The 17,963-nt window shown below is 61.4% G+C and carries 17 protein-coding genes and 4 pseudogenes; 13 read left to right on the forward strand and 8 right to left on the reverse strand.

What is annotated here, in order from left to right; genetic code table 11:
* Positions 1–61: 61 nt before the first annotated feature.
* The 3 genes from ACFQO4_RS00715 (at position 62) to ACFQO4_RS00725 (ending at position 3,006) form a co-directional block, all read left to right on the forward strand.
* Complete coding sequence (locus ACFQO4_RS00715; protein WP_500259100.1) at positions 62–829, forward strand: SDR family NAD(P)-dependent oxidoreductase; 768 nt, start codon at positions 62–64, stop codon at positions 827–829.
* A complete protein-coding gene (locus tag ACFQO4_RS00720) occupies positions 826–1,797 on the forward strand; it encodes a C-terminal binding protein (RefSeq protein ID WP_500259101.1) in 972 nt (323 codons plus the stop codon). The genes ACFQO4_RS00715 and ACFQO4_RS00720 overlap by 4 nt, the downstream gene beginning before the upstream one ends.
* 75 nt (positions 1,798–1,872) lie before the next feature.
* Complete coding sequence (locus ACFQO4_RS00725; RefSeq protein ID WP_500259102.1) at positions 1,873–3,006, forward strand: mandelate racemase/muconate lactonizing enzyme family protein; 1,134 nt, start codon at positions 1,873–1,875, stop codon at positions 3,004–3,006.
* A 34-nt stretch (positions 3,007–3,040) separates the two neighbouring features.
* Here ACFQO4_RS00725 and ACFQO4_RS00730 read toward each other — a convergent pair whose 3' ends face one another.
* Complete coding sequence (locus tag ACFQO4_RS00730; RefSeq protein ID WP_500259103.1) at positions 3,041–3,370, reverse strand: DUF7968 family protein; 330 nt, start codon at positions 3,368–3,370, stop codon at positions 3,041–3,043.
* Positions 3,371–3,575: 205 nt separating this feature from the next.
* Here ACFQO4_RS00730 and ACFQO4_RS00735 point away from each other — a divergent pair, with 205 nt between their 5' ends.
* From ACFQO4_RS00735 to ACFQO4_RS00770, 8 genes and pseudogenes are all read left to right on the forward strand, one after another.
* Positions 3,576–4,280, forward strand: coding sequence for an ABC transporter ATP-binding protein (locus ACFQO4_RS00735; RefSeq protein WP_500260431.1), 705 nt, complete (start codon positions 3,576–3,578; stop codon positions 4,278–4,280).
* Positions 4,281–4,341: 61 nt separating this feature from the next.
* Positions 4,342–5,514, forward strand: a complete 1,173-nt coding sequence (locus tag ACFQO4_RS00740) for an enolase C-terminal domain-like protein (protein ID WP_500259104.1) — start codon at positions 4,342–4,344, stop codon at positions 5,512–5,514.
* A gap of 79 nt (positions 5,515–5,593) precedes the next feature.
* Positions 5,594–6,964 carry an ABC transporter substrate-binding protein gene (locus ACFQO4_RS00745; protein ID WP_500259105.1) on the forward strand — a complete coding sequence of 457 codons (1,371 nt, stop codon included), beginning with the start codon at positions 5,594–5,596 and terminating at the stop codon, positions 6,962–6,964.
* Between the two features lie 25 nt (positions 6,965–6,989).
* On the forward strand, positions 6,990–7,859 hold the full coding sequence (locus tag ACFQO4_RS00750) for a branched-chain amino acid ABC transporter permease (RefSeq protein WP_500259106.1): 870 nt from the start codon (positions 6,990–6,992) through the stop codon (positions 7,857–7,859).
* Positions 7,856–8,941 (forward strand): branched-chain amino acid ABC transporter permease, encoded by a 1,086-nt coding sequence (locus ACFQO4_RS00755; protein ID WP_500259107.1) that lies wholly within the window; start codon positions 7,856–7,858, stop codon positions 8,939–8,941. Before ACFQO4_RS00750 ends, ACFQO4_RS00755 begins: the two co-directional genes overlap by 4 nt.
* Complete coding sequence (locus tag ACFQO4_RS00760) at positions 8,941–9,717, forward strand: ABC transporter ATP-binding protein (RefSeq protein ID WP_500259108.1); 777 nt, start codon at positions 8,941–8,943, stop codon at positions 9,715–9,717. The genes ACFQO4_RS00755 and ACFQO4_RS00760 overlap by 1 nt, the downstream gene beginning before the upstream one ends.
* Positions 9,714–10,820: a M24 family metallopeptidase gene (locus tag ACFQO4_RS00765; RefSeq protein ID WP_500259109.1), complete on the forward strand. Its 1,107-nt coding sequence runs from the start codon at positions 9,714–9,716 to the stop codon at positions 10,818–10,820. Before ACFQO4_RS00760 ends, ACFQO4_RS00765 begins: the two co-directional genes overlap by 4 nt.
* Before the next feature lie 621 nt (positions 10,821–11,441).
* Positions 11,442–12,376 (forward strand): annotated as a pseudogene (locus ACFQO4_RS00770) (IS630 family transposase).
* Between the two features lie 26 nt (positions 12,377–12,402).
* On the opposite strand, the pseudogene ACFQO4_RS00775 reads toward ACFQO4_RS00770, so the two are convergent.
* From ACFQO4_RS00775 to ACFQO4_RS00785, 3 genes and pseudogenes are all read right to left on the reverse strand, one after another.
* A pseudogene (locus tag ACFQO4_RS00775) lies at positions 12,403–12,492 on the reverse strand (IS6 family transposase); the annotation flags it as partial.
* A gap of 65 nt (positions 12,493–12,557) precedes the next feature.
* Positions 12,558–13,646, reverse strand: a complete 1,089-nt coding sequence (locus ACFQO4_RS00780) for a putative sulfate/molybdate transporter (protein WP_500259110.1) — start codon at positions 13,644–13,646, stop codon at positions 12,558–12,560.
* Positions 13,647–13,766: 120 nt separating this feature from the next.
* Entirely contained in the window at positions 13,767–14,165 is a 399-nt protein-coding gene (locus ACFQO4_RS00785) for an arsenate-mycothiol transferase ArsC (RefSeq protein WP_500259111.1), read from the reverse strand.
* A gap of 40 nt (positions 14,166–14,205) precedes the next feature.
* Between ACFQO4_RS00785 and ACFQO4_RS00790 the strand changes: the two are divergent.
* Positions 14,206–14,415, forward strand: a pseudogene (locus tag ACFQO4_RS00790) (arsenic resistance protein); the annotation flags it as partial.
* 38 nt (positions 14,416–14,453) lie between these two features.
* On the opposite strand, the pseudogene ACFQO4_RS00795 reads toward ACFQO4_RS00790, so the two are convergent.
* From ACFQO4_RS00795 to ACFQO4_RS00805, 3 genes and pseudogenes are all read right to left on the reverse strand, one after another.
* Positions 14,454–14,719: pseudogene (locus tag ACFQO4_RS00795) on the reverse strand (DUF8013 domain-containing protein).
* Positions 14,720–14,843: 124 nt separating this feature from the next.
* Positions 14,844–15,608, reverse strand: a complete 765-nt coding sequence (locus ACFQO4_RS00800) for a pirin family protein (RefSeq protein ID WP_500259112.1) — start codon at positions 15,606–15,608, stop codon at positions 14,844–14,846.
* A gap of 163 nt (positions 15,609–15,771) precedes the next feature.
* Positions 15,772–16,221 (reverse strand): DUF8147 domain-containing protein, encoded by a 450-nt coding sequence (locus ACFQO4_RS00805; protein WP_500259113.1) that lies wholly within the window; start codon positions 16,219–16,221, stop codon positions 15,772–15,774.
* A gap of 284 nt (positions 16,222–16,505) precedes the next feature.
* On the opposite strand from ACFQO4_RS00805, the gene ACFQO4_RS00810 reads away from it, so the two are divergent.
* Positions 16,506–17,138: a universal stress protein gene (locus tag ACFQO4_RS00810; protein ID WP_500259114.1), complete on the forward strand. Its 633-nt coding sequence runs from the start codon at positions 16,506–16,508 to the stop codon at positions 17,136–17,138.
* Between the two features lie 399 nt (positions 17,139–17,537).
* Here ACFQO4_RS00810 and tnpA read toward each other — a convergent pair whose 3' ends face one another.
* Positions 17,538–17,945 carry an IS200/IS605 family transposase gene (gene tnpA, locus ACFQO4_RS00815; RefSeq protein WP_500259115.1) on the reverse strand — a complete coding sequence of 136 codons (408 nt, stop codon included), beginning with the start codon at positions 17,943–17,945 and terminating at the stop codon, positions 17,538–17,540.
* Positions 17,946–17,963 lie beyond the last annotated feature (18 nt).

Raw genomic sequence — 17,963 nt, forward strand, 5'->3', positions numbered from 1 at the left:
CCGCCAGGCTACGCTCGTCCGACCAAAGTTTAATATCGGTGGCAGTCCCTGTTCGGGGTGTATGCGACTGCAAGACAGCGCCGCGGTCGTCACCGGTGCGGCACGAGGCATCGGCGAGTCCATCGCCCTGCGACTCGCCGAGGAGGGGGCCGACGTGGTTCCCGTTGATGTCCTCGACGGCGTGCACGGGACGGCAGACGAGATAAACGAGATGGACGAAGCGTCCGCCCGGGCGGTCCAGGCCGACATCTCCGACGAGACCGAGGTTGAGGCGATGGCCGACATCGTTACGGAGGAGTATGGCCAGGTGGACATCCTGGTAAACAACGCCGGTATCCGGAAGTACGGCCCGATCACCGAGGCCAGTGAGGAGAGCTGGGACGACATCATCGGGGTGAACCTGAAGGGCTACGCCTTCTGCAGCAAGCACCTCATTCCTCTGATGGCCGAGACAGACGGCGGGTCGATCGTTAACGTCTCCTCGATCCACGCGGAGGTCGGCCGTCCCGGAATGGCCCAGTATGACGCCACCAAGGGCGCCATCGTGGCGCTCACCCGGGCGATGGCCGCCGACCACGGTGACCAGGACATTCGCGTCAATGCCATGCTTCCTGGGCCGGTGATGACGGACTTCCACGTCGAGGAGCGCGGAATGGACCCCGCGAAGAAAGAACCCTACGAGGGCGGCCCAGGCATCATGGAGCGCTGGGCCGACCCCAGTGAGATCTCCGACGGCGTGCTGTTCCTCGCCTCGGACGCCTCCTCGTTCATGACGGGACGGGAACTGCTCGTCGATGGTGGCCTCGGCTTCGAGTTTGATATCGCATGACGACGATACTCGTCACTGACTATGACTTCCCGGACCTAGCCGAAGAGCGGGCGGTCTTTGAGGGCACCGACGTCGAGATCGTCGAAGGGCAGGCGAAGACGGCGGCGGACGTCGCGGACCTGGCTGCTGAGTGGGAGGCCGACGCCCTTCTCAATCAGTACGCGCCGGTCGACGCGACGGTGTTCGAGGCCGCGCCATCCGTCCGCGTCGTCGCACGGTACGGCCGCGGCGTCGACAACGTGAACGTCAACGACGCCACCGACCACGGTGTCTTCGTAGCCAGCGTTCCGGCCTACTGCACTGACGAGGTGTCGACCCACGCGCTGGCCCTGCTGCTGGCCTGCCAGCGCAACGTCGTCGGTTACGACCGGTCGATAAAGTCCGGCACTTGGGACTGGACGGAGGGGAAGCCGATGCGGCGACTCTCTAGCCAGCGCCTCGGCCTGGTCTCGTTCGGCGGCATCGCCCGGCAGCTTGCCGAGCGTGCGCAGTGCCTGGACCTTGAGGTGGTCTCGTTCGACCCCTACGTCGACGAGGACGAGATGCGCGCGGCCGGCGTCGAGCCGCTCGAATTTGAGAGGCTCCTGGAGACCAGCGACGCCGTCTCCGTTCACGCACCCTTGACCGAGGAAACTCACCACCTATTCGACGCTGACGCCTTCGCCCAGATGCGGGAGACGGCGTACCTCGTCAACACCGCCCGAGGCGGGCTAGTCGATGAGGACGCGCTGGCCGACGCCCTCGAGGCGGGCGAACTGGCCGGGGCCGGTCTGGACGTGCTGACCAACGAACCGCCAACCGACTCGCCGCTGGTCGGCCGGGAGGACGTGGTGCTGACGCCCCACGTGGCATGGTACTCCGAGGACTCCCGCGCTGAGTTACAGCGCCGGACCGCCGAGAATGCTCGGGACGTCCTCGCCGGCGAGGTTCCGGAAGGCGTCGTCAACCCCAAAGTTACCGGGAAGTAGCCCGCTGGTCGGGGCCGAGCAGTGCGGGATCGCGGCCCCAACATTCATTACCACCGACGCGGCAAGCGAATACGTATGGAGATAACTGAAGTTGAACCCATCCCTCTCGAGAGTGCAGTCGGAACCGTCTCGATGCAGGGCGGCAAAGCGGCTTTCGAGGCCACTGTCCGCCCGGTACTCGTTCGCGTCCACACCGACGCCGGCCACGTCGGCCTTGGCGAGACCTATTTAGACGACCCGACCGGCGACAAGGCTGCCTGGAACGCACAGGCGATGCAGGCGCTGGGTAACCACCTCGTTGGCGAGGACCCTCGAGACGTCAGCCGGCTCTGGCACGAACTGTACGTCCACACCAAACGCTCAGGCTCCTACCGGGCGCTGTCGGCCCTCGACCAGGCGCTGTGGGACATCAAGGGCAAGGCCGCGGACGTACCCGTCTACGAACTACTTGGCGGTCAGGTCAACGAGATCGAGGCCTACGCCACGTTCCCGCACAAGAAGTCCGCCGACCAGCTCATTGAGGACGCCGGCTGGCTGGCCGACAAGGGCTTCCCGATGATGAAGATCGTCGGCGGCGACGGCGTCGCCGACGACAAGGAGCGTATTCCGAAGATAGCGAAGAACATCCCAAACGACATCTCACTGGCCGTCGACACCAATACCTCCTACAACTTCACGCAGGCCCTAGAGGTTGCCGAGGTCGCCAGCGAGTACGGCCTAGACTGGTTCGAAGAGCCGCTGCCTCACACCGACTTCGAGGGCCAGGGCAAGCTTAACGACCGTGTCTCGGTGCCCATCTCGGGCTACCAGAACCACGTCACCCACTACCCCGTCCGACAACACCTCCAAGCCAACGCCATCGAGATCTATCAGCCTGCACTGGACTACTGTGGCGGCATCACGGCAGCTCACCGCGTCGCGACCATCGTCGAGGGCTACGGCAAGCAGTTCGTCCCCCACGCCTTCGGGCCGGTGGTCAACTACTCGGCCAGCCTCCATGTCGCCGCGGCCAGCGCCGCCTGTGACCTCATCGAGTTCGGCGTCTACGCCGACGACATCGACGACCCCGGCCGGTACATCGCCAGCCCCTACATCGAGAACCAGGAAGACCTCTCGGTGCAGGACGGCGGCGTCATCGAACCGCCGGCGGAACCCGGTCTGGGCGTCCAGGTTGACGAGAACAAACTCGAAGAATACCGCGCGGACTGACCACCGACTGCAACGACTGCCCGCAGCCGGCCGATCACTCGTACTGGACGTCCCAGTTCACGTCGCAGGCCTCCATCTCGACCTCCCGCTTCTGGTACGCGACCGTGGTGTCCATCGTCACTCGCGACCCGCCCTCGACCGCCTCGACCCGGAGTGAGAACGACTCCTGGCTGCCACAGCAGCCGATGTCAGTGAACTCGTCCCACTCGTTGCCGACCGCGACGCGGTCGTGGGCCCGGCGAAGGTACTGCCGGTAGTAGTCCTGGTGGATACGACGTTTGGCGTGGTCGGACAGCGACGAGGGATAGGAGAGGACGACGTGGGTAGCGACGTCGTCGGCTGATGAAGGTACGTCCGTTGCCATAGCAGTCATTGGCGCCCGAACCTCTTGAGTCTCTGGACCGTGCGCACCAAGGAGACGCGTCCGTCGAACCGAGCGGGCCGGCAGGGCGCGCGGCGGTCGCCCCTGGCAATAGCTTTATGTTCTATGGCGGACGCATGTGGTGTACGAACTTCCGCAAGCACCAGAGATGGCAACCAACACCCACACACAGACAGAGACAGACGCAATGACGGTCCTCGAGACGGCGGGCCTAGAGGCCGGTTACGACGGCCTAAAGATCCTCCATGGCGTAGACTTCGTCGTTAATGACGGCGAATTTCTCGCGATCATTGGCGCCAACGGAGCCGGTAAGAGTACGCTCATCAAGGCCATTATGGGCCTGGCCGATCGGATGGGGGGGTCAATCAGCTATATGGGCAAGGACATCACCGACCTCAAACCACACGAGGTGATGCGTCAGGGCATCGGTTACGTCCCCCAGGGCCAGAATATCTTCCCCTCGCTGACGGTACGCGAGAACCTCAAGATCGGCGCCTACACGCTCGACGAACTCCCCGAAGACCGCCTCCAGGCCGTCTTCGACCGCTTTCCCATCCTCGAGGAGCGCCTGGACCAGCGGGCCGGTTCGCTCTCCGGCGGCCAACGCCAGATGGTCGCCATCGGGCGGAGCCTCATCACCGACCCCGACCTGCTCATCCTCGACGAACCCAGCGCAGGTCTCGCGCCGGACATCGTCGCCGATGTGTTCGACCGCCTCGACGCCATCAACGACGACGGCAAGACGCTCGTCGTCATCGAGCAGAACGTGAAGGTACTGCTCGAACACTCCGACCTGGGCTACGTGCTAGCCCAGGGCGAGGTGCGGATGCGCGACGACAGCGCCAGTTTGCTCGCCAACGACATCGTCCAGGACGAGTACTTCGGCCACTGAGACGGCGGCGTCGCGCTCCGTCCCATGAGTTTATGAGCGGTGGGAAGAGACTGTTAGAGACATGGGTCCGACTATCACCAGCGTCGAGTGTATCGAATTCAGTTACCCCGTCGTGGACGTGGGAACCGACGGAAGCGGGTTCAACCTTATCTACGAGCCGGGTGCGACCCTGGAGAGTACGAAACTCGCGCTCCGCGTCGAGACTGACGCGGACATCGCCGGCGAGTACGTCCTCTCGACGTCGACCTCCCCGGCCCAGATAGAGACCTACGCCGACTACCTGGTCGGCCGGGATGCCCTGCGGCGCGAGCGCCACTGGAGCGAGATCAAACGCGGCCTCCGGAAGTACGACCGGATGGGCATCGGACCGCTCGACGTCGCACTCTGGGACATCGCCGGCAAACTCTACGACGCGCCGATTCACGAGCTGCTGGGTACTTACCGCGAGCGGCTTCCCGCCTACGCCTCGACGTACCACGCCGACGACGCCGGCGGCCTGGACTCTCCCGAGGCCTACGCCGACTTCGCCGCGCAGTGTCGCGACCTGGGCTACGCCGGGTTCAAGATCCACGGCTGGGGCGGCAGCGACGCCCACCGCTCGGTCGAGAAGGAAATCGAGACCATCAACGCCGTCGGCGAGCGCGTCGGCGATGACATGGCGCTGATGACCGACCCGGCCTGCGAACTCGAGACGTTTGCCAACGCGCTGGCAGTGGGGAAGGCCTGCGACGAGCAGGGCTTCTTCTGGTACGAGGACCCCTTCCGCGACGGCGGGGTCTCCCAGCACGCCCACCGGAAACTGCGCCAACTGATAGACACGCCGCTGCTCCAGACCGAACACATCAGAGGGCTGGAGATCCACACCGACTTCGTCGCCAGCGAAGCGACGGACTTCGTCCGAGCCGACCCGGAATACGACGCCGGCATCACCGGCGCCATGAAGGTCGCCCGAATGGCCGAGGGCTTCGGCCTCGACGTGGAGTACCACGCGCCGGGACCGGCCCACCGTCACTGCATGGCGGCGACGCGCAACAGCAACTTCTACGAGATGGCGCTGGTCCACCCCGAGGTCGAACTCCCTGCGCCGCCGGTCTACGATGACTACGCCGACGGTCTCAAGGCCGTGGACGCCGACGGGACCGTTCCCGTCCCCGACGGGCCTGGACTGGGAGTCTCCTACGATTGGGACTACATTGAAGAGCGGGCCACCGGAACTGGCTGGACGTGCGAGTAAGCCCGACAACGGGGGGTCGACTACCCCCCCCCCCACATTAGACCAAAAATTTAATACCCTTCTCGACTGAGTGGGTGGTATGCGAGAGCGTAGCAATAGGCGTGAGATTCTCACAGCGGTAGGTGCAATGGGGACGATCACACTGGCGGGCTGCCAGGTCGGCCAAGAAAGCGGCAACGGTGGCGGTGAAGACGGCGGCGGTGACGGTGAAGACGGCGGAGATGGCGGGTCCACTGACGGGGGGAGTGGGCCTGACGAGATCACGGTCGGCGCGACGAACTTCCTGACCGGTCGGTGGTCAACGCTGGCGCCTCCGATCAACCAGGCCAACGAGATCGTACTCCAGGAGATCAACGAGGCCGGTGGCCCGATGGGTGCCGAGTGGAAGATCAACCAGCAGGACAACGAGAGCGGCGATCCGCAGATCCAGCGAGAACTAATGCAACAGTGGTCGAGCGTTATGGAGGTCCCGTTCATCTCGGGCATCAACTCCACCGGTATGGAGGCCAACTGGGACTTCATAGAGGAGCTGACCACGCCAGTCATTTCCACGTTCGGGAGCACGTCGTTCAAAGACGACAAGGGTGGCGACCAGGGGACGCCGGACGATACCTCTGACGACGGTGCCTGGGTCTGGCGGACGACGCTCAGCGACAGCAACCTGACCATCGGCTGGGTGCTCCGGATGAAGGACCTCGGGATGGAGAACATCGCGGTGATGCACAATCCAGACCCGAACTCCGTGTCCGTGGCCGACGGGCTCGAATCGGCAGTGGAGGTAGTCGAAGGCATCAACGTGGCCACGCGGCACCAGTACCCCGTAGACAACGTGAACCTCCGTCAGGAGGTCAGTCAACTGTTCGACAACAACGACTTCGACGGCTGGTTCTTCTCCGGCGGCATCCCGCAGGCCGTTCAGGCCATCAACGCCTGGGTCGAAGGCGGGTTCTCGGACACGCCACTCGTGCTGGCAGAGGACATTCAGACGCAGGAACTCGCTAACCAGGCTGGCGACGTGGTCCCAGACGACGCGGTCGTGACGTCGGGGACGTCGGCCCCAGCCGGCCCGGCACAAGAGCACTACAACGAGCTCGGTCAGGAAATCCACGGGGACGACTTCAACCCGGCGCCGTTCGCCTACAGTCGATACGACTCGATGATCGTCGGCGCACTAGCGATGATCCGCGCAGAGTCGACCGACCCCGAGGAGGTCCACAAGAACATCGGTCCCATCGGCCGTGAGGGTGGGACGGAAGTGACGACGTACGCCGAAGGAAAGGAGGCGCTGGAGAACGGCGAGGAAATCAACTACCAGGGCAGCCTCACCACGTGTGACTTCAACGACTTCGGCGATGTCGCCGGTGCGGTGGCGATCATGGACCTCGCGGATGGCCAGTGGGAACAGGTCGAGACGATCACCGGCGAGCGCATCAGCGAATTCCTGGGTTGAGACGCCTCTCTATTACACTATATTCATGGTAAACATTATCGAACTACTTGCTCAAGGCCTTGCACTGGGGTCGTACATCGCAATCGCCGCGATCGGGTTCACGCTCATCTACGCGATCGCGGACATGATCAACTTCGCCTACGGCGAGTACATGACGCTGGGTGCGTTCATCGGGCTCTTCCTCAGCCAGTCCGGTCTCGGTGTTGTCGCGAGTTTGATCATCACTATCCCGATGACAGCCGTGCTCGGCTACGCGCTCGCTCGCGTGTTTTTCACGCCGCTTCAGGAGTCCGGGCCAATCCCGCTGTTGCTGACCTCAATCGGTCTCGGATTCATTTTACAGAACACGTTCGCGATCGTCTGGGGCAACGAGACGCGGGTCTTCCGCGGCCTCCAGGGCCGCTACGACGTACTCGGCGGCAGCATCTACTTCGACCAACTGTTCGTCATCGCGATGGCCGTGATGACACTCGCGGCCGTCCACCTACTACTCCACCGGACGGACATCGGGCTAGCGATGCGGGCGACGAGCGACGCCGAAAATCTCGCCAGCATCAGCGGAATCAACCCCTTCCGCATCCGCCGACACGTCTGGCTGATCGCGTCCGGACTCGCCGGCCTGGCCGGGTTGTTGCTTGGCATCCAGAGCACCATCAACCCCTACACCGGGTTCAGCGTAATCCTGATCGTCATCGCAGCCGCCATCCTCGGCGGTGCAGGGAGTGCGTACGGTGCGATGGTCGGCGCGTACGTCGTCGCATTCACCATCACGCTTGCGAGCGCCTTCCTCCCTGGTGACCTCGGATCGTTCGGTCGGGCGATGGCGTTCTTCGTCCTGATCGTCGCGTTGCTCTTCCGTCCAAGCGGCATCGCGAACGTAGAGGTGGAAGCATGAGCGACCGGGTCGCAGAGGAGAGCGGCGGACACGGTGTCGGCGGAATACGTGACCGCGCAGGCGTGTTCACCTCGGACGCCTCCAAATTCGGCGTCGCGGCGCTGATGATCCTGGTACCGCTCGTCCTGATCACGACCGGTACCTACGTCGGTTACCCCAGCATACTGATCCTCGTACTCGAGGTGGGCGTGCTCTACCTGCTGTACTCGCTCGTCATCCTCGGGCTCAACCTCCAGTACGGCTTCACCGGTCTCGTGAACTTCGGTCCAGTCCTGTTCTTCGCGCTCGGGATGTACGGGACCGCCATCCTCACGGCCGAGAATGCATACCGCGGCGCCTCCTACGGCATCACCTGGCCGATCGGGCTGCTCGGCGGTATTCTCCTCGCCGGCATCATTGGCGTGGTCATCAGCCTTTCGACAGTCCGTCTCCGTGAGGACTTCCTCGGTATCGTCACGCTGGCGGCCGCGGAGATATTCCACACCGCCACGCTCACACTGGGGTACCTCGGGAGCAGCTTCCCCATCTCCGGGTCACCGCGAATACTCCACGACGCCACGGTGACCACGAAGACCGCTCACCTGGCGTACTTCCTCATCTACGGCGCCATCCTACTGGTCGCCTACACCGTCGCCAACAGACTCGTAAAATCGCCGTACGGCCGAACGATGCGGGCCATCCGCGCCGACGACACACTCGTCGAATCCGTCGGGAAGAACCCGATGCGGTACAAGATCGTCGTGTTCACGTTCGGCGCGATTCTGGCCGGGTTGGCCGGCGGCATGTTCACCCTGTTTGGCGGGTCGGCCAACCCCACGTCGGCGGCTATCATCGTCACGATGATCGTGTGGGTCGGCATGCTGATCGGCGGCCCCGGCAATAACCTCGGCGTGCTCGGCGGGCTGGCGATCGTCATGGGCATCCAGCTCACCACCCGGTGGTTGAATGTCTACCTGCCTGTCTCCGGATCGGTGTTCGGGTCGCTTCGACTGATCGTTCTCGGTGCCCTACTTATCCTGATCATTCGCTACAAGCCCGAAGGACTCTGGGGCGACGCCGACAGACTCGGGAGGTACGAGTGATGGCGCTGCTTGAAACCGAAAACCTCACGAAGCGGTTCGGCGGTATCACTGCCGTTGATGGTGTCGACCTAGAGGTGGAGTCCGGCGAGGTTGTGGGCCTCATCGGGCCGAACGGCGCCGGCAAGACCACAATGTTCGATTGTCTCACGGGCTTCCAACAGCCCACCGAGGGCCGGGTCCGGTTCGACGGCCAGGACGTCACCGACGACTCCCCGGCGACCAGGGCCCGTCACGGCATGGTGCGCACCTTCCAGCTGACGAGAGAGTTGACGACGATGACGGTCAAGGAGAACATGCAGGTCGCCGTTCAAGACCACCCCGGCGACAACTTCTGGCGGGCCATCCGCCAGGGGCCAGAGGTCCAAGCATTCGAGGACGAGGTCGAGGCCACGGCCGACCGGCTATTAAAGGAAGCCAGCATCGAACACATGGCCGAGACGTACGCCGGGAATCTCTCGGGCGGCCAGCGGAAACTACTCTCGGTAGCGCGCGCCATGATGGTTGAGCCGGACTTGTTCCTGCTCGACGAGCCCTTCGCCGGCGTCAGCGGCGAGAACCGCAAGCGCATTATCGATTACGTCACCGGCCTGAACGAGCAGGGCAAGACGTTCGTCGTCATCGAGCACAGCCTCGGCGACCTGATGGAGTTGGTTGACCGCATGGTCGTGCTCAACGAGGGTCGCATCCTAGCCGACGCCACACCCAAGGAGGTCGTCGAGAACGATGCGGTGATCAGCGCCTATATGGGAGAACCTCTGGAGGAATCCACGAGATGACGATCTTCGAACCGCGACAGGCCGGTCTCTTCGAGCGCCTGCCGAGCGACGTGGATGTCGCGCTGCTTACCCCCGGCCCGTCGCTGCTGTACCTCACCGGGTACGACTTCAACCGGACGGCCTGGGGCCAGGACTCGCCGTTCCTGTACGTCCTTACTCGCGACCTGGACGGGGCCGTCGTCCTCCCCGAACTCGAGATGGAACGGGCCGAGCCGGCTCTCGACGCAGAGTTCTATCCCTACGGCGAGGACGGCGACGACCCTATCGACGCAGTGGAGCGCGTGACCACCGACTACGGGGTCGACGTGCCGCTGGCCGTTGAGTACCGGACGATGCGCCTCCAGGAGTATATACTCCTAGACAGCATCGCCGACCTGGCCGACACCGCCGATCTCGGCGCGGCTGTCGCCGACCTCCGGAGCCGAAAGGACGGGCAGGAACTCAAGCTGTTCCGGCGGGCCTGCGAGCTCACCGACGAGGTGCTTGGCGAGACGCTCCAAGACGTCAAGCCGGGGATGCAAGAACAGACCATCGACGGCATGCTCCGGACACGGGCGCTCCAGAGTGACGCCGACGCCTACGGCTCTGGCGTCGTCACCTCCGGACCGCGGACAGCGATCAACTACACCGAGACGACCGACCGTCGCATCGGTCAGGACGACGTCGTACTCATCGACACCGGCATCGTCTTCGCCGGTTACTACACCGACGTGACGCGAACGGTCGCCGTCGGTGACCCCGATGGCCCGTTCGAGGAGATGCACGCCGTCGTCCGCCGGGCGGCCAGGCAAGCACGTGAGGCTGCAAAACCCGGCATGACGGCTCACGAACTCGACGCGGTGGCCCGCGACGTTATCGAGGAGGCGGGCTACGGAGAGGAGTTCGTCCACGGACTGGGCCACGGTATCGGCCTGGACTCCCACGAGGCGCCGGTCCTTGAACGTGGCAACGACACCGTCCTCGAGGCCGGCAACGTCATCACCATTGAACCCGGCATCTACCGCCAAGGCGTCGGGGGTATTCGCATCGAAGACGATGTCGCCATCACCGAAAACGGCGCCGAAGTGCTCACCTCTCTCGGGAGGTCCTTTGATGGCGTATAATACAAAGCACCCGCCAGGATTGGTGGCGGATCGACGTTAGGTACTGCCACGGAACGGTTCAGATCGAGCGCCTCGCTGTCCGCCATCGCTCGCCCGACTCTTCTTCATTCGAGTCCACTTTCACCACATCCTGAAGTTTCGCCCCAGTCACAACGTCGTTGACACACTCGACGATTACTCACACGACTCTTTCATTATGTCGCCAGCTACGCTGAGAAACTCGCTGGATACCGTGAGCAAGAGGCAGGCCTTCGGAAAAGGAAGAGAACAATTAGCTCAAGGAGCAGCCAGAGTGTCCAGAATTACTACATGAAGCGGGCGAATTTTGTCCTGATTAATAGATCCCAAGCTCTTGATTCCGTGTGACGAATAGGTTTTTGTGTCGGCAATCCTTTTTAGCTCTATGATACGGCGATTATTCCATATGTATATAAAATATGTCATGTGTAAAACCCATGTCATATCGTGTAGGGGTTGTGATCTGATTCGTTCTCCGGATAAGATAAGTACAGAGTGTACCAGATGCGACTGTTCAGAGCTTTCCATATATCCGCTCTCACTGTGAAATCCTATCTATGGTAGTCGTTAGAACTTTTTACTCGGAGTTTGTAGGCCCTTGCAATGGAACATCTTGACGAGATCTCCGTTGCGGATCTTCAGGACGTACTCGACAACGTAGACGGAAAGAAGCCGACTCAGCGACTGTTAGCCGCGATCGCGTACAAAAATGGCGTTCCACAGATTGAACTTGCCGAGTGGTACGGAGTCGAACGGAAAACGATCTATAATTGGCTCACGCGACTCGACACTGACGAGTCGCTCGAGCAAGCCGTGACTGATACTCATCGATCTGGGAGGAAACCTAAACTCTCAGAAACAGAGCAAGAACAGTTCGAAACAACCGTCCACGAATCGCCTGCGGAAGTTGGGCTCGACGCGCCGGCGTGGACGCCGGCGCTCGTCCAGCAGTATCTCGACGAGACGTACGATGTCCAATACTCACTCCCGAGTTGTCGGCGGTTGCTGAAAGAAGCGGGATTGACCTACCAGAAACCACGGCGTTCAGCCGCCGAAGCTGACGAAGACGAGCAAGCGGCGTTCCACGACAAACTCAACAAAAGCGGCGGGAGCTGGACGCTACCGTAGTCTGTATCGATCAACCCAAGGTCCAGGTCGAACCGCGTGCCGCGCGGAAACCACGCGGCACGCGGCCAGCTGTCGAAGTCTCTGCCCAACACGACTGGACGTGTCTACGTCACCGCCGACTACGCAAAGCATTTCATTTTCGTAGTATACAAAGTATTCGAAGATGATTTGCTTGTCGTGCTCGATGGAGCGTCGTATTTCCAGCCGTCACGGGCCGCTGGGTCCGTGACGCCCTCGCCTTCGTCACGTTACCAGCGTATTCACCAGAGCTCAATCCAGTCGAAGAGTGCTGGAGACAGCTGCAATCAGCGCTGAGCAACCGATTCTTTGACTCATTTTCTGAGCAAACAACAGCGATCGATACCACTCTTGATCAACTCTCCATTCCAAAGATGAGTAACCATTTCTAACGTCTACTATAGATGGTAGGTGTGACGACGAGAAACACGGCGTCATCGAGGTCGTGTTTCTCACGAAGTTCTTGCAGAAACCGTTGGGTCAATGTCGTCGTGGTCGTTGTAAAGAGGCTAAATGCAGGAAAACGTCGGAGAGTTCGAGCGAACAGCAATCGGTAGCAGGCTGGACGTGCCGCTACTGGAGTCGTTGGAGGAGTAGGTACCCGAGTGCTCCGAGGACAAAGGCGATTCCGACGTTGGTCACCAGCCCTACGAGTCCGATTCCAATCGTAAGCGCCAGATGATCGGTCTTGAGTCCTGCTCGTCCGAGTTCAACGGCGATCAAGGCGAGGACCACGCCGAGCATCGACAGGGGGAACGCGGCAACGATCCCGACAGCGATCACGGCGGAAATCGCATAAATCACCCCCAGAATGAGGTTCGACCCGGCGTTGCGTGCACCGAACGCATACTTTCCGGCCACGCCTCCGCTCCCGTGGCACATCGGCATCGCCCCGAGCGGGATCGCAATCAGGTTCATGACACCCATACTGGATGCGAGTTCGTCAGCTGAGACATCTGCATCGTAGAAATCTGAAAGGAGCAGTGAGGTCGCGACGGCCGCGTTCCCAACCGTCATTGCAAGCTGTGCGACCGTCCCCTCTACAGCTGCGATCGAGAGTGCCTGTGTATCTGGAAGGTCGACTGCGACGGTCGGATATACCGGTGTTGGAAGGCCTGTCTGAGCAACGGTGATACCAACACCGACACAGAGGACAACGAGTGCGCTCGCTCGGTGATGCCCAGCGAGGATGACAATACCGGCGGTAGCAACCGCGATGAGTCCGTACGGAACACTGTTGAGACTGAGTTGAATGCCTGTCTCGAGGAGGATAAGCGCGACCGCGACTTGGACGCCGCGAATCACGGGCTGGCCGATGTACTGGGTAATCCTGCCGAGTGTTCCGGTCCATCCGACGACGAGAAGAATACCTCCGGCGAAAAGGCCTGCGACCGCGAGTTCGCCTGCGGTAAGTGACCCAGCGATCACCAGCGCAGCGAGGGCCTTCATCGGTTCGACGGACATCGGCAACCCGTAGTAGAGTCCCCACACGACCTGGAATACCGCGAATCCGAGAAGGAGCTGGGTGAGCGAGAGGTCGGTCAGCGCACCGATAGCGACGACGATGGGGAAGACTGTAACCGAATCTCCTAACGCGCCAGTAAACTCACCGACTGAAAAATCGATGGCGGGTGTCTGTTCGTAATCGCTCGGATGAGCCACTATCTGGGGATGTGGGCTCTGAACTTATGAATTCATTCAGTAACGAGATTCGGTGACCAGTTATCTCTTCACAACTAGAAATGGTTACTTACTCAGTTTGCCCCCGCCGACGCTAAATCACTATTGCTCTTCTTCGCTGAGACCGTCGAAGAATCGGGAAACCCGGCGTTTGAGCTCATTTAACTGCGCTATGGTATCAGACGTATCGAGGTCCCAGACTTCACTCTCTCCCGACCATCCGTCTGGCTGGAACTGCTCGACCGAACAGCCCATCGTCACGACGTGCGTCGCGTCTTCGATGTCTGTTGGGGTAATCTCACGGGGCTTGCGATCACTGATGTCGATTCCTTCCTCCTGGAGGGCTTCAATAACGTCATCGTGGACGGAGTCGGCGGGATCCACGCCGCCGGTGACAATCTCGATATCGAGCCCTCGGTTGTCTCGCTCGCGTTCCGCAAGTACTGTCGCCATCTGACTCCGCCCAGCGTTTCCGACACAGACGAACGCGATTTTTGTCATCAGGTCTACTACGTCCTAAACGCATATGAACTCGGTTCCAGTGTTCACCTCCGCAACGCGAAACTCACTGGTCTTCCTCCCACTGTCGCTCGCGCTCCCGTCGGGCAACGCGCTCGCACCGGCGGTTGTCTTCATCCAGATACTCGTTGAACTGATTAGAACGGTTGTTCCTGCATGAGTCAACCCGGTCTGGTTGATCTTGAAGTCACCTGGTCAGATCCTCGATTTTGACGTTGGACGGAGTAATTGAGTCACTCTCAAGGCGTCAATTCAGAACGCAGATTTGGGTCAGCGGAGTTCGTGTGTTTCCTCAGCGAAGCCGACCGCAATCAGGTACTCGAGGAACTCGTCGAACAGCTCGGCGTCGCTGGGCGTGTCGGTCGCAAGGTGACGCGCCCATTCGATGGCCCACCGGAAGACGGGATCCGTTCCGCCTTTGCCATGGACGTACCACCAGCGAGCCCACGGGTGATCGACTCGATTTTGTCGGGAACGTCGGTGGGATCGACGTCGCCTGATTGCGTGTTCGCGATATCGACTGGAATGTCGTCGATTGAGACGTTGTCGGCACTTTGTTGTTGACTTACATGAAGTCACCTCGGGCTGAGAACTCTCGATAGAGCCCTCACCCTCTCTGGAGGGCAAAGAAACACTCACGACGGCTGGTTCTCCGGAGTTTCAGCGGCCGATAGTGCCCTGGCGCGTGACCGGAGCGTCGGGGTTGATGTTGAACGCGACGATGGTGGAGTCCTCGGTTGCGGTGACAGTTACGTCGCTGTCGTCGGGCACGAGTGCGCTCTCAGTGTACCCCACTGGCTCATTTCCGACGTCGACTGCTCCGTCGAAGACATAAAGGTAGGTGTACCATCCCGGCCGCGATGGGAGCGTGGTCGTTGCGCCGGCGTCGAGTTGGCAGTCGTAGAAGTCGACATCGTTGCGGACGTACAACGGGGCGTCAGTCTCCTCGGGGCCGAACAGGGGGCGCCACTCGCCGGCGACCGGGTCGGGGATCGGCTCGTGCTGGATGCCGGGCTCGAGGTCGAGGCTGTGCGGGCGGACGAAGATCTGGAGCATTCGCAGCGGCGGGTCGTCGGCGAGTGTCTCCTCGGCGTGCCAGAAGCCACTGCCGGCGTTCATCACCATCAGGTAGTCGGGATCGGTGACGAGTTCGTTGCCCTGACGGTCGTCGTGGCGCATCACGCCGTTGGGAACCCAGGAAATGCTCTCCTCGTTGCGGTGCTGGTGCATCCGGATCAGCGTGCCCGGGTCCATGAACGACTCGACGACGGTCGCGAGCGGACCGTAGCCGTGGTCGTGGTGGTCCGGTACAGCGCGACCAGGGAAGTTGAAGTGAATTCGGAACTTCCCCTGATTTTGCGAGATATCCGTCCGTGGGGCGGTATAGATTCGTGGCTGGGTCTGTGCCGACGCAGAATCGTCCATTAGCTGCTAGTAGTTCCTCGGGCGCTATATGGGTTCTGCGCGGTGATCCCCTCACCTATCGGAGTGGAGCTCTTGTACGGCATCTAGTAACCACTCGCGCCGGCTCTAGGGGTACCCGCCGAAACTCTTTCCGTATCAATCGTCATCGCCGGGAAGAGCGGGCTTACGGCGATTTCGCCGGAGGGGATCCGGATGATGCGCTGCTCGTCCCATTACGCCGGAAGACGAGCAACGCGGCTAGCACCGCCGCAATAATTCCGACGGGGAGACCCCCGAATATCATCGCTGTTGCGAGGCCAACCGCCTGCGTCCAGAGAACCACCGCCGCGAGTCCACCACCAACGACGAACCCGACGATTCCCGCTGCCGTCGGCCGGAGGCGACCCACCGTCCGTGCAGTGGCTCGGCCAGTGTCAGCGACTTCTTCCCGGTACGTGACGCCCTGATACGTGAGCACGGCCAGCACGATTCCGGACACGAGGCCGGCAGGGAGCCCTAGCATCACGGAGGGCCAGACGTAGGGGTCGAGGGCCTCGCTCACGCCGACCCCGACCACGAGAAGACCGAGAAGGCCGACGAACACACTCACAGCGACCTTGAGGATACTGTTCATGGTTCTTATACGGCAGCTGAGAATATATCCCTCTCCGTTGGTTCCCAATCGCAGAGAGGGACGGCTGCTGGACGAGAGGCGAGAACCCGATCTCGTCGAGTAAATTCGCGAACGGACGACTGCAGGGGCGCCGACGTTGCCACCGACGCTCGAAAGTCCTCGGCGACCTCGAGCAGTCCAGCTGATGGAGAGAAGAAGACGGGATCATCAAACCGCTAATTCACTTCGACTAGGGTTCAAAACCGGCCCAAGAATATAATGAGGGAGGCCGATGACGGTCGAGTATGTACCAAACGATTCTGCTGCCGACCGATGGAAGCGACGCCGCAAACAGTGCCGTTGGACAGGCCTACGAGGTAGCCGAGCGCTTCGATGCGACCGTTCACGTGCTCTACGTCATCGACGTGGAGCAAAACTACTCGTTCGAAGCGTCCGAGGAGGAACTGTCCGAAACGTTTAGAGAAGAGGGCGAGACTGTAACGGAGGAAGCGGCCCGCCGGGCGCCGGAGAGCGTCGACGTCGTCACGGCCATCGAGGAAGGGTCACCGCACCAGTGCATTCTCGAGTACGCCGACGAACACGGTGCGGACCTGATCGCGATGGGGACACACGATCGACGCGGTCTCGATCGGTTCTTGATCGGTAGCGTTACGGAGCGCGTCCTGCGTGGGGCAGACGCGTCGGTGCTGGTGACGCGAACGGCGGCGGAGGCCGGCGTCGAAACCGCCGAACGCGCGATCGAAATCGCTCGAGACGTGCTCGCCAGTGAAGGTCACGAGGACGTGACCGTGCTCGAGGAACCGTACGAACAGGGCGGGTACTGGATCGTTCGGACGGAGGCGGATCACGAGCAGTTCAACGTTCACATCGAGCGCTCGAGCGGGGATGCCCGGGTTGCTCGGATCGAGAGGCGGTGACGGTGACTGGTGACCGGTGACTGGTAACTGACACGCGCCACCTCGAACTCGATTCATCGTTGGGCCACGTTATTCCCTCCGTATCTGAAGGCTGGCCGACTGTGGTAGAAACCCGACCACCTGCACTGAACTACGTTGGCGATTTGATGCAGACGACGTCGTCGACGAGCTTTCGGAATCGCTCGGCTGCCGCCGTCGGCTCATCCACGACAAACCGGCGTCTGAGACTGTATGGCTCGTCACTATGTTTAGATGTGACTGACCAGAGCGTACCACCGTCTAAAACATCGCAACTGAACTGGCGACGGGGAGGAAGGTACCCGTCACCAATCCAAGGTCAGGGTCTAAAGGAAAAACAGCGCGAGTTCCCCACCCCACCGTGGGCGGGGGTGAAGCGCGTCACTCCGGCGCGTGTTCCGTCTCCTCGATATACCGTTCAACCACTTCCTCCGATACCGCTCCTGTCGACCCCACGTAGTACCCGACCTTCCAGAACCCACCACCCCAGAAATACGCCTCTCGAATTTCGGGATACCGCTCCAGCAAGTGCTTGCCAGAGTACGACTTGAATTGCCGAGCGATGTCCGCCGGACTGTGCTTCGGGTCAGTTTGCACGAACAGGTGTACGTGGTCGTCTGCAATCTCCAACGCCAGAATCTCGTGCCCGAAGTGGCCAGCAGTCTCACCAAACAACTCTCTCACGTCGCTCTCCACTACATCGAGAACTGAGTGGCGATACTTCGGACACCACACGAAGTGATACTTGCAGGAAATAACCGAATGTGCATGACTTCGGTACTCTTCCATCCCTAATCCCTACATTTA

The sequence above is a fragment of the Saliphagus sp. GCM10025334 genome, from assembly GCF_042663485.1.
In the GTDB taxonomy this organism is placed as follows: domain Archaea; phylum Halobacteriota; class Halobacteria; order Halobacteriales; family Natrialbaceae; genus Natronosalvus.